Below are 10,876 nucleotides of genomic sequence, written 5' to 3' on the forward strand. Positions count from 1 at the left end.
GGAAAATTTTATCGTGGTCTATTTTGGGGAATGTGTGCTCTATAGAGTTGCCAACATCGCCATTACGCACTATTTGCCACGGTATCCTTGGCTGAGATTAATAGTATAGAGCCACCTTGAAATTGATAATCATTCTTAATATGCAACAAGATTTATCCATAATTATTAGAAAGCTGTGTGTCTTCCTTCTATCAGGTATCTGTCTAGCATTGTTGATAGGCCTTATCTTCATTGACGTTCATTGGCTGCATAACTTTGTCTCCGAGACGTCGCTCACCGAGGTAACCCAAGAGATCATACTGGTGGCGATAGCCCTCAGCTTCTTTATCTCCGCTTATCGTCAGGCGGAGCATCGGTATGCCAGGGTATTAATCGGTGGCTTCTTCCTATGTATGCTGATCCGCGAGATGGACTTTGTGTTCGATATGCTGAGGCATGGTGCCTGGGTGTGGTTTGCCTTAGCCGTAACGCTGATCTGTGTGCTTTATGCACTCAAAGAGCTGCCCGCTACGCTACGTGGACTAGCACATTTCTTCAGTCACCCAAGTTACGGCATGATGTTTTCCGGGTTGTTATGCATATTAGTATTTTCACGTCTGTTTGGTATGCAACTGCTATGGCATGAGCTGATGCTCGATGGGTATAACCGCGTGGTGAAGAATATGGTGGAAGAGGGCTGTGAGCTATTTGGCTATTCGCTTTGCCTGTTTGCGACGGTGGGTTATCTCCGAAGAGGGGCGTGAAGTGCACCGCCCATCAAAATCGAGCGCATAGATGTTTGATTTTTAGCTACTTGTGCGCCAGGCACGGCATGGCGCGTTGTACGTCAGCGCAACCGAGTGGGCTGTGGTAGCTTGCTATTGCCGTTATACACTAATTGTCAAGGTATGAACCGTTGGTTTTTATTATGCATATTGATCTTTGCGCGTCCGTTTGAATGCACCCATCATAATTGAGTGCAAAGATGATCGGTTGTGCATTACTTCTTTTACAGTCATAAGGTTATTATTTAAGCTGTTGTATTTAAAACTTTTTCAAAACGGAATTAATACCATGAAAAAAACACTACTCTTTTTAGGTATGCTGTCGGTTGGCACCATCGGCGTGGTGACTTCGGCAGTTGCCCAAGATGCTGATAACAAAAATGCACTAAAGCCAGCGATTAATTTGGCAGAGTTGTTTGCTGAAAAGTCTACTATATGGTCGACTTATCCAGAAAATGATGCCTATGTTTTTGACCGTTCTGAGGAAAGCTATGCTGTCGTCGCTAAACGAGCGGATGGTGTTGTTGCACTGGTTAATAAACAGGAGAGCTATACGACCCCTGGGAAAATGGTATTAATGGGGACCTATTTTAACTGCAATAAAATGACTGATGCGACTTTTTATGTTGAAGATGTCAGTGTAGACGACGTAGCCAAGCAGCTTGCTGACCCGGCTATTGATGATCCAGAGAGAATACGTGGTTTTGATGCGAGTATGCCCGTCCACGATCTCTATCTGGTCGCCTGCCCGCAGAGCTGAAACTCTTGGGCTTATTAATCGCTGGTGGTCTCTGATTAGTGTTGTGCTTGTGAACAGTCACAATGGCACCGTTCTCCATTGAGAGACACAATCTGGCGAACGGCCTGAAATGACACATTGGTATGGCCTGTTGCTAGTCAGTAGCTTATTTAATCAAAAAACCTCGCTTCGGCGGGGTTTTGTCATTTTTATTAACATTTTTTGCGTGAGCGTAAGAAACCGCTCTAATCTTCTGAATTCTTTTGCTAGTTTATTATTCTTTGCTGTGGATATTCCATAAGGAACAAAGCGTGAAGAGGGTTTGGATAGGATTTCAAATTGGCTTGCCGACATTGCTTTTAGTCATTGCCACATCGTTATTGTCGGGGTGTGTGAAAACAGATTCTGTGGCTAAAACCAGGCTATCCGGAAACAGTGTTGATGATCTTTTTACTCCCCTCAACGGCGGCACTCCTAATGCACCTGGGGTGGGGGTTGAAAAGTATGCCGAGCAGGTTCGATACGCTATTCAACGCAATTTTTACGATGCCAATTCATACGCTGGTAAACAATGCAATTTAAGAATCATGTTAGCTCCGGATGGTATGCTTCTGGATGTCCAGGCTGTAGATGGTGATGCTGCACTTTGTCGTGCAGCTATAAAGGCAACAGCAAATACCACCTTTCCTAAACCCCCATCACAAGTTGTTTATAGTGTTTTTAAAAATGCTGTACTGGAATTCAGGCCCTGGGCGACTGAGTGATAAAACCATCGGCCATTTAGCTCAGTTGGTTAGAGCGGCATAAATACTTCAGACAAGCCCGCCTAGTGCGGGTTATTCGGTTATAGGGGAAACGAAAACTTTGTGCGGTCATACGGCACAAACCCGCTCTAATCTGCGCCGATCGAAGAAACCAAGGAGCGATAGCAGCCCCGGCAGAAATCCCGGTTACACCTCGATTGTTAATGTATTGTAGCCATTTAGGTAACATAAAGGAGATAACGGAATGCGGCCAGAGATTAGCAAAGAGGAAGTTACACTGTTTCTCTATGATTTCAATATGCTTTTAGAGGAAGGTATCGACAAAGCAGACGTTTTCAACGTATTACGCATCTTGGAGCTCAGGCGGCAAACGGCGAAGATTGAGTTTATAAAGCGCTCATTAGCTACTTCAAACAGCAAGGGCCATGGCGGCAGTTGAAATCCCCAAAGCCGCCACAACATAATCAATGCTGCCCCGTACCGGCTCCGTAATGTTCGCAATAGGGTTGGAACATAGGAAGGGGCAGTGCCTTTCCTGGTCAGGATAACGTTGAGCTGGCACGGTTAAACTCGGAAGGTTGAAAAGTGCTGTTAAAACATAGGATAAGCAGACTTGGTAAAAGAGGCTCAGTATTCTATAGGCGTATTGAGCTGAATCACTCATTTCGCCGGCAATTTTACCATCATTTTACCATGGCCAAATTCCAGGCATAAAAAAACCAACCGTAACTGGTTGGTTTTTTTATAAATAGTTGGTCGGCATGAGAGGATTCGAACCTCCGACCCCCGACACCCCATGACGGTGCGCTACCAGGCTGCGCTACATGCCGACGCAGAACCCTATACTACCTTTTTCAGATGTAAATTCAAGCAGCTACCTCACCGATTGCTCTAGATTTAAGCAGTTAGTTGGCGATAAAGCGTTTTACATCGGTCAGCACCTGTAACAGCAGCGCTAGCTGGGGTTTCTCGTCTTTGATCTCGTTATCGTCTTGATCGTAGGCACGGTAGTTGCCATTGCCATCCAATGTCAGCGTCTGTGTTGGCGTGGTGATCACCAACTGGCTGCCGTCACCGGTGGCGAGCCAATTGTTTTTTCGCTGTGCGGCAAACAGGTCTTCGCCCTGCGAGTAGTCGTTAGCCGGTGTTTTCACATGCAGCAGACGTTGCATCAGCGTACGCATCACATCGTTATGATTGGTCAGCTTATTGATGGTTTGTGCTGGCGTGCCTGGCCAGTGAATAACCAACGGAACCTGCAACTGACTGCGGTTAAAGCTGCTGCCCGCTCCCCAGTTGCCTTTGCCGGTATTGTTGAACTCTATGCCGTGCTCGGCGGTGATCACCACCACGGTTTTATCCAGCAGGCCTTTTTCTTTCAGCGTTGCCAGCACCTGCTCAATCTGTGCATCGACGTCTTTCGCGCCTGTACGATAGAGCTGGGTAAAGGCTTCCGGCGAGAGCTTATTGTCGCCTTCTGGGAACTTTGCACCGCTGAAATTGATATAGGAGAACCAAGGGCTATTTCCGCTTTGAGTGGCCAACCAGCTCTGCCACTGATGCGTGGTGGCAGCATCGCTCTGCACGAACGGTTCCGGCGGGAGCGAGAAATCGGTCAATAGCGCCTGGCGGTAAAGCGTGGCGTTGAAACCGTCTGAAGAGAACAGGCCGAATTGATAGCCTTGATCGCTCAGTGCGCTAATCAATGCGGCCGGTTTGCGCCCGGCCAGAATGCCATCCAGATAGGTAGGCGAAATACCGTAGAACAGACCAAACAGGCCGGTGTCCGCATGGTTACCGGAGCTGTAATGGTCGCTGAAGCGGATGTTTTCCTGGGCAAAGCGGCTCAGGCCCGGCATGTCTTGCGCCAGATCCTGGGTACGCACGCCGTTCACCACGATCATCAGCAGGTTGTAGCCGCTGCCTTTATCGCTGTAGTTCAGGCTATTGAGCGGGTATTCAACGGCCGCCGCTTCTGGATTGCCCTGTTGCATCAGGCGGCGCTCATATTCTTGCTGATCGAGCAGGCCGTGTTTTTCCAGGAACTTACGCGCAGTCATTGGGTAAGAGAGTGGCAGGTTGGCGCGCTGCATGGTGATCGGCCGATAGAAATTGGCATCCGCCCAGATATAAATCAGGTGCGAAGCAAAGAACGAACAGATGAATAACACCGCCAGCGGCTTACCGAAGTTGCGCCGGTTCAGGCTGCGCAGTTTCTGCCAGCTCCAGGTGGCAAACAGCATTTCGATCAGGAATATCACCGGTACGGCGATAAACACCAGTTGCCAGTCGCGCGCCAGCTCACTTTGGTCCGGGTTGATGACCAACTCCCACACCACCGGATTAAGGTGCAGGTGAAAGTGGGTAAAGACTTCGCTGTCGACCAGCAGCAACGTCAGCCCAGTGGTGGCCAACGTCGCGGAAATAAATCGCAGCAGGCGCTGCGACATCACCACAAAGGTGAGCGGGAAGATGATCAGCAGGTAGGCGGCAAAGACAATAAAGCTGAACTGCCCAATCAGGCTGACCAACGCATAGACTCGCCCCAGCAGTGAGGACGGCCAGTCGGTAACAAACAGGTAGCGGCTGCCCAACCCGATACTGAGCAGAATATTAAATAAGGCGAACCAGTGCCCCCAGCTAATCATCTGGGAGACTTTTTCACGATAACGCTGACGGTTTGTCACCATAAGTAATTATTAATGCGCTTTATCTTCACGGATAGAAGCCTGCAGGGCTTCAGCAAACGATCTGCCCAGTGTCTTCCGCTGTGCGGGAGCAATACTGGTGTTGATCAAATTGGTTACCATGTTGCCCAATACCATCAAAGAGAGATCGGTGGGAGTATGGTGTTTTTCCAGAACGTTGACCAGCTCAGAGAGCAGTTGTTCAACGTGTTCGTCACTATAACGAGATGATTGTGGCATAAATATTGTGCTCAAAGCTCGACAAAGTCCCATATCTTACCGTATGGGGCCGTGATTTTCCGCTCTTTTATAGCGTGAAGATCGTTAAGGCATTGCCATGCCCGTTGTCTTTCGGCTTCTTCAGTGCTTGAATACGCGCTCAAAGAACAGGAGGATTGATCATGAGTCTGGATATCGAGCAGATTGCACTGCACCAGTTGGTAAAACGCGATGAGCAGACGCTGGAAGTGGTGTTGCGCGATTCCCTTCTTACCACCAACGCGGCGGTGGAAGAGATGATGGCAGAGCTGAATCGCGTTTACAGCGCCAAGAGTAAGGCTTACGGCCTGTTCAACGAGCAGAGCGAACTGGCGGACGCGTTGCGTAACTGCCGTAAGGGTGATGACGACTTCCTCGCATTTAGCCGTGCAGCCACCGGCCGTCTGCGCGACGAACTGGCCAAATATCCGTTTGCCGACGGTGGCGTGGTGCTGTTCGCCCATTATCGCTATCTGGCGGTGGAATACTTGCTGATCACGGTGCTGAACAGCTGCAACAGTACGCGTGTCAATGAAGAGTTGGATATCCGCACCACCCACTATCTGGATATCAACCACGCGGACATTGTGGCGCGTATCGATCTGACCGAATGGGAAACCAACCCGCAATCAACGCGCTATCTGACATTCCTCAAAGGACGGGTAGGGCGCAAGGTCTCCGATTTCTTTATGGATTTCCTGGCGGCGTCGGAAGGGCTGGATACCAAAGCGCAAAACCGTGGCTTGTTACAGGCGGTGGATGATTACTGTGCCGATGCTCAACTAGGCAAACACGAACGCCAGACGGTACGTCAGCAGGTTTACAGCTACTGTAATGAGCAGTTGCAGGCCGGTGAAGAGATCGAGCTGCAGGAGCTGTCGAAAGAGATAGCCCCGGTGGGCGAGAAGGATTTCCTGCAGTTTTCCAGCGAACAGGGCTACGAGCTGGAAGATAGCTTCCCGGCGGATCGCGGCACGTTACGCCAATTGACCAAATTTGCCGGCAGCGGCGGCGGTATCAGCCTGAACTTTGATGCGATGCTGCTGGGGGAGCGCATTTTCTGGGATGCGGCCACCGATACCCTGACGATCAGAGGTACGCCACCGAATCTGCGCGATCAGTTGCAACGTCGCACGGGCGGCAAGTAAGCATCGCTGAATGACAGCCAATAAAAAACGCCGCAATTGCGGCGTTTTTCACTTCGGCGTCCCGAAAATCGATAACGTGGCGATTAAACGCGAACGAAGTCGATGTGAGCCAGTTTTGGCTTGAACGGGTGACGCTGTACAGCCTGAACCTTAACTTTGGTTTCTTTACCGTCGACAACCAAAACTACTGCTTCGCTGTAGAATTCTGGTTTAACTTCCATGTTCTTTACAGAATCATGGTCTAGTTCGATAGCAATCGCAGCTTCTTCGCCACCATAGATGATAGCTGGGAATTTGTTTGCTGCACGCAGGCGGCGGCTCGCACCCTTACCCTGGTCTTTACGTACTTGTACGTTGATAGTGAACATTGTTTTTTCTCTTAAAAGAAAATTTACCCTGCTACAGGCGACCCAGTAACAGGCTCGATAACCTGCTTTCACACTGGGCGAACCCAGGTAAAGCGGGCGGCATTTTAACGGAAAGCCGCTCGCTGGGCAATGAAAACCTGCCGCACGGGGCTAATACAGCTCATTGGCACGGCGAAAGCGGCCCTGATAATCAAAAACTTTTTCACGTATCTGCCAGAACTGGCCGCGTTTGCGTGCGACGACGAAGTCTGGATGGCGCAGCAGCGCCTGCTGCGCCAGAATGTCCGCCGCGTTTTGCCAACTGAAGGGGACGCCAGGTGCCCGTTGGTGCGGGCGCAGGAACAGCATCTCGAAGGCTTTGCGTTGTGCGGGCGTTTGTAGGCGGAACCGTTCGCTAGTGCTGGTGCCATCTTCGTCATAATAGGTGGCTTTCAGCCATTCCCCTTTGTCGTCCTTGCCGCTTTGCAGTTCCATTCCGCCACAGCGCAGGACTAGCGCATCCTTCAGTTTCAGCGCGGCTTTCAGCATATCATCCGGATCGACCAGAACCTCCTGGCACTGATAGCAGCGGCGTGCCGCAATATCGTTCTCTGCTCCGCAGTGCGGGCAGCATTTGAAACGGAAGCGGTAGTCACATTGCTCGCGATGCCCCTCATCATCTTCCAGCCAGCCCTGACAGCGGCGGCCGTAGTGCTCGATGATGTCGCCGTTCTCGGTGCATTTTCCCCAAAACAGGTTGGCAAAACCGCAGCCAGGGCAAAAGACCTGCACCGGTTGGCTGTCTGAGTGGGGTTTGCTGACGCCGACTTCCGGCGTGAACAAATCGTGGGGATTGCCTGCGTAGTCCAGGATCAGGCAGTCGGTCTTGCCTGGGGCCAGCCGTAAACCGCGCCCGACGATCTGCTGATACAGGCTGACGGACTCGGTAGGGCGCAAAATAGCGATCAGATCGACATGCGGTGCATCGAAACCCGTCGTCAGCACCGCCACGTTAACCAGGTAGCGCAACTGCTGTTGCTTAAAGGCTTCGATTAGCGCGTCACGCTCGCCTGGCGGTGTTTCGGCACTGACCAGAGCCGCCTCCCCACTTGGCAACAGACCATGCACTTCACGAGCATGTTCCACCGTGGAGGCGAAAATCATCACGCCTTTACGGGTTTCGGCGTATTCGACGATCTGGCTGATGATGTGCGGCGTGATGCGGTTTTGCTGTTTCAGCTCGCGGTTAAGATCCACTTCGCTGAACAGGCCGTTGCTTCTGGCCTCCAGGCGGCTGAAATCGTACTGCACGATCGGCATATCCAGCCGTTCTGGCGGCACCAGGAAGCCGTGTTTAATCATATAGCGCAACGGCAGTTCATAAATGCAGTCGCGAAACAGGCTGTTGCCGTCGCCACGGGTGATGCCGTGGTAGTGATATTGATAGATCCAACCTTTGCCCAGCCGGTAAGGGGTGGCCGTCAGGCCAAGCAGGCGCAGCTGCGGGTTGGTTTTTTGCAGGTGTTGAATAATCTGTTGGTATTGGCTGTCGTCATCGTCGCTGATGCGGTGACATTCGTCGACGATCAGCAAGGAAAATGCGCCGTCGAACAGTGACAAATTACGTGCTACCGATTGCACGCTGCCAAACACCACCTTACCGCTGCTCTCTCTTTGCTGTAGCCCGGCAGCGAAGATGTCGGCCTCCAGGCCGTAAGCGCAGTATTTGCTATGGTTTTGCGCCACCAGCTCTTTAACGTGGGCTAGCACTAACACCCGGCCACGGGCGCGTTTTGCCAACTCGGCGATCACCAGGCTTTTGCCAGCGCCGGTTGGCAGCACGATCAGGGCCGGTTCAGGATGCTGGCGGAAATGCTTGATGGTGGCGTCGACCGCTTCCAACTGATAGGGGCGTAGGGTAAAAGCCATGCGTTAGTACCGCTCGCTGAAGTGGGCTGTAACATTCCACTGAAATTGTGACATTTTGCTCCTCAGACGGCGGAAAAATTTCTATTATTATGCCCTCTGCGGCTACGCAGTGCGAGAAGCATGGAAATTACTCCTGTTATGGCATCGTTTCCGTCGCTATACTAAGCGGCTTCCCTACGCGAACATCCTCTTCGAACCTGTTTTTTGCACCTGGTGCGACAACGGGGCGTCATATTTAGCAACCAGATCAATGCGATCATAACAACGACAGGCAAAGCAGATTCAATGCGACTGGACAAGTTTTTATCTCAGCAGTTGGGTATCAGCCGTGCGCTGGTAGCGCGTGAACTCCGTGCAAAACGTGTCACCGTAGACGGTGAAGTGGTCAAGAGCGGGGCTCTTAAACTGGCTCCGGAACAGGAAGTGCGGTTTGATGGCAACGTGTTGTCACAGCTGAACGGGCCACGTTACTTCATGCTTAATAAGCCACAGGGTTATGTGTGCTCTACCGACGACCCGGATCATCCAACCGTGCTCTATTTCCTGGATGAACCCGTCGCGTACAAGCTGCATGCGGCAGGGCGGCTGGATATTGATACCACCGGCCTGGTACTGATGACCGATGACGGTCAGTGGTCGCACCGCATCACCTCACCGCGTCACCAGTGTGAGAAAACCTATCTGGTGACGTTGGAACATCCGTTGGCCGCCGATACCGCTCAGCAGTTCGAGCAAGGCGTGCAGCTGCATAACGAAAAAGATCTGACCAAGCCCGCGAAGTTGGAAAAAATCGAAGATACCCTGGTGCGCCTGACCATCAGTGAAGGGCGTTACCATCAGGTGAAGCGCATGTTTGCAGCCGTGGGTAACCGGGTCATCGAATTACACCGTGAGCGCATTGGTGCCATTGTGTTGGATGACGATTTGGCACCGGGAGAATATCGCCCGCTGACCGAAGAAGAGATTGCCAGCGTAGGCGCTCCGCACCTGCTGGATTAATTTTTGCGACCGACCAAGGAGTCGTTGAACGTGCAACAGAACCGGACCTCTCACCTCGGTTTGATCTTTATTCTGGGCCTGCTGTCCATGCTGATGCCGTTGGCGATCGACATGTACTTGCCCAGCATGCCGATAATCGCCCAGGAGTTTGGCGTGGAGTCGGGCCGGGTGCAGATGACGCTCAGCGCCTACATGCTGGGCTTTGCCGTTGGCCAACTGTTCTATGGGCCGATGTCTGACAGCATTGGTCGCAAACCGGTGATACTGTGGGGCACGCTGATTTTTGCTATCGCCGGAGGGGCCTGTGCGATGGCCCAATCGGTGGAGCAACTGATCAACTTGCGTTTCCTGCACGGGCTGGCCGCGGCGGCGGCAAGCGTGGTGATCAACGCCCTGATGCGTGACATGTTCACCAAGGACGAGTTCTCACGCATGATGTCGTTCGTGATCCTGGTGATGACCATTGCGCCATTGCTGGCTCCGATGATCGGTGGCGTGCTGCTGCTATGGTTCAGCTGGCATGCCATCTTCTGGACCATGGGGGCAGCGGCGCTGTTGGGGTCGGTACTGGTGGCGTTCTTTATCAAGGAAACGTTGCCCAAGGAGCGGCGGCAAAAATTCCATCTGCGCACCACGCTGAGGAATTTCGGCTCGTTGTTCCGCCACAAGCGCGTGCTGAGCTATATGCTAGCCAGTGCTTTCTCGTTTGCCGGGATGTTTTCTTTCCTCAGCGCCGGGCCGTTTGTCTATATCGAGCTGAATAACGTTTCACCGCAGCATTTTGGTTATTACTTTGCGCTGAACATCGTGTTTCTGTTCCTGACGACCCTGATCAATAGCCGCAACGTGCGCCGCCTGGGGGCGGTCAAAATGTTCCGCCTTGGTCTATTTGTGCAATTGACGATGGGCGTATGGTTGCTGGCCGTCACCGCCGGCGGGCTGGGGTTCTGGGCTTTGGTGCTCGGGGTGGCGGTTTATCTCGGCTGTATCGCCATGATCTCGTCTAACGCGATGGCGGTGATCCTGGACGATTTCCCTCATATGGCGGGAACAGCCTCTTCGCTGGCTGGGACGTTGCGCTTCAGCATTGGCGCGCTGGTCGGGGCAATACTGTCCTTGGCCCCAGGTAAGAGCGCTTGGCCGATGGTTTCATCTATGGCCCTGTGCAGCATCGTGGCGGTGTTGTTCTATTTTTATGCCAGCCGTCCGCGCAATAATCCTGCCTGATTTGCCCCTCACAC

The 10,876-nt window shown here is 52.1% G+C and carries 11 protein-coding genes and 1 tRNA gene; 7 read left to right on the plus strand and 5 right to left on the minus strand.

Translation table 11 applies throughout. The features are described 5' to 3' along the window. Positions 1-140 precede the first annotated feature (140 nt). From IMQ33_RS19255 to IMQ33_RS19270, 4 genes are all read left to right on the plus strand, one after another. Complete coding sequence (locus IMQ33_RS19255) at positions 141-743, plus strand: hypothetical protein (protein WP_196061803.1); 603 nt, start codon at positions 141-143, stop codon at positions 741-743. 310 nt (positions 744-1,053) lie between these two features. Then, positions 1,054-1,524, plus strand: a complete 471-nt coding sequence (locus tag IMQ33_RS19260) for a hypothetical protein (RefSeq protein WP_139102303.1) — start codon at positions 1,054-1,056, stop codon at positions 1,522-1,524. Positions 1,525-1,814: 290 nt separating this feature from the next. Then, positions 1,815-2,267, plus strand: coding sequence for a cell envelope integrity protein TolA (tolA, locus tag IMQ33_RS19265; RefSeq protein WP_196061799.1), 453 nt, complete (start codon positions 1,815-1,817; stop codon positions 2,265-2,267). 244 nt (positions 2,268-2,511) lie between these two features. After that, positions 2,512-2,706: a hypothetical protein gene (locus IMQ33_RS19270; RefSeq protein ID WP_161739447.1), complete on the plus strand. Its 195-nt coding sequence runs from the start codon at positions 2,512-2,514 to the stop codon at positions 2,704-2,706. Positions 2,707-3,020: 314 nt separating this feature from the next. Here IMQ33_RS19270 and IMQ33_RS19275 read toward each other — a convergent pair. The 3 genes from IMQ33_RS19275 to IMQ33_RS19285 form a co-directional block, all read right to left on the minus strand. Next, positions 3,021-3,097 (minus strand) — tRNA-Pro (locus tag IMQ33_RS19275). A gap of 75 nt (positions 3,098-3,172) precedes the next feature. Continuing rightward, positions 3,173-4,957 (minus strand): LPS biosynthesis-modulating metalloenzyme YejM, encoded by a 1,785-nt coding sequence (yejM, locus tag IMQ33_RS19280; protein ID WP_196061800.1) that lies wholly within the window; start codon positions 4,955-4,957, stop codon positions 3,173-3,175. Positions 4,958-4,966: 9 nt separating this feature from the next. After that, the gene (locus tag IMQ33_RS19285; protein ID WP_065683204.1) at positions 4,967-5,194 is read right to left on the minus strand and encodes a YejL family protein; all 228 of its coding nucleotides are present in this window, start codon (positions 5,192-5,194) and stop codon (positions 4,967-4,969) included. Between the two features lie 161 nt (positions 5,195-5,355). On the opposite strand from IMQ33_RS19285, the gene yejK reads away from it, so the two are divergent. Next, positions 5,356-6,360, plus strand: a complete 1,005-nt coding sequence (gene yejK, locus IMQ33_RS19290) for a nucleoid-associated protein YejK (protein WP_196061801.1) — start codon at positions 5,356-5,358, stop codon at positions 6,358-6,360. A gap of 83 nt (positions 6,361-6,443) precedes the next feature. Here the strand turns inward: yejK and rplY are convergent, their stop codons facing one another. Then, positions 6,444-6,728: a 50S ribosomal protein L25 gene (gene rplY, locus IMQ33_RS19295; protein WP_024486231.1), complete on the minus strand. Its 285-nt coding sequence runs from the start codon at positions 6,726-6,728 to the stop codon at positions 6,444-6,446. Positions 6,729-6,878: 150 nt separating this feature from the next. Next, a complete protein-coding gene (locus IMQ33_RS19300) occupies positions 6,879-8,636 on the minus strand; it encodes a DEAD/DEAH box helicase (RefSeq protein ID WP_196061802.1) in 1,758 nt (585 codons plus the stop codon). A 285-nt stretch (positions 8,637-8,921) separates the two neighbouring features. Here IMQ33_RS19300 and rsuA point away from each other — a divergent pair, with 285 nt between their 5' ends. Both rsuA and IMQ33_RS19310 read left to right on the plus strand, forming a co-directional pair. Further along, a complete protein-coding gene (gene rsuA, locus IMQ33_RS19305; RefSeq protein ID WP_065683205.1) occupies positions 8,922-9,635 on the plus strand; it encodes a 16S rRNA pseudouridine(516) synthase RsuA in 714 nt (237 codons plus the stop codon). A 30-nt stretch (positions 9,636-9,665) separates the two neighbouring features. Next, positions 9,666-10,862, plus strand: a complete 1,197-nt coding sequence (locus IMQ33_RS19310; protein ID WP_065683206.1) for a Bcr/CflA family multidrug efflux MFS transporter — start codon at positions 9,666-9,668, stop codon at positions 10,860-10,862. Positions 10,863-10,876: the final 14 nt, after the last annotated feature.

The organism is Serratia sp. Res13-Sevr-LER1-36-b (genome assembly GCF_015673035.1).
In the GTDB taxonomy this organism is placed as follows: Bacteria; Pseudomonadota; Gammaproteobacteria; order Enterobacterales; family Enterobacteriaceae; genus Chania; species Chania fonticola_C.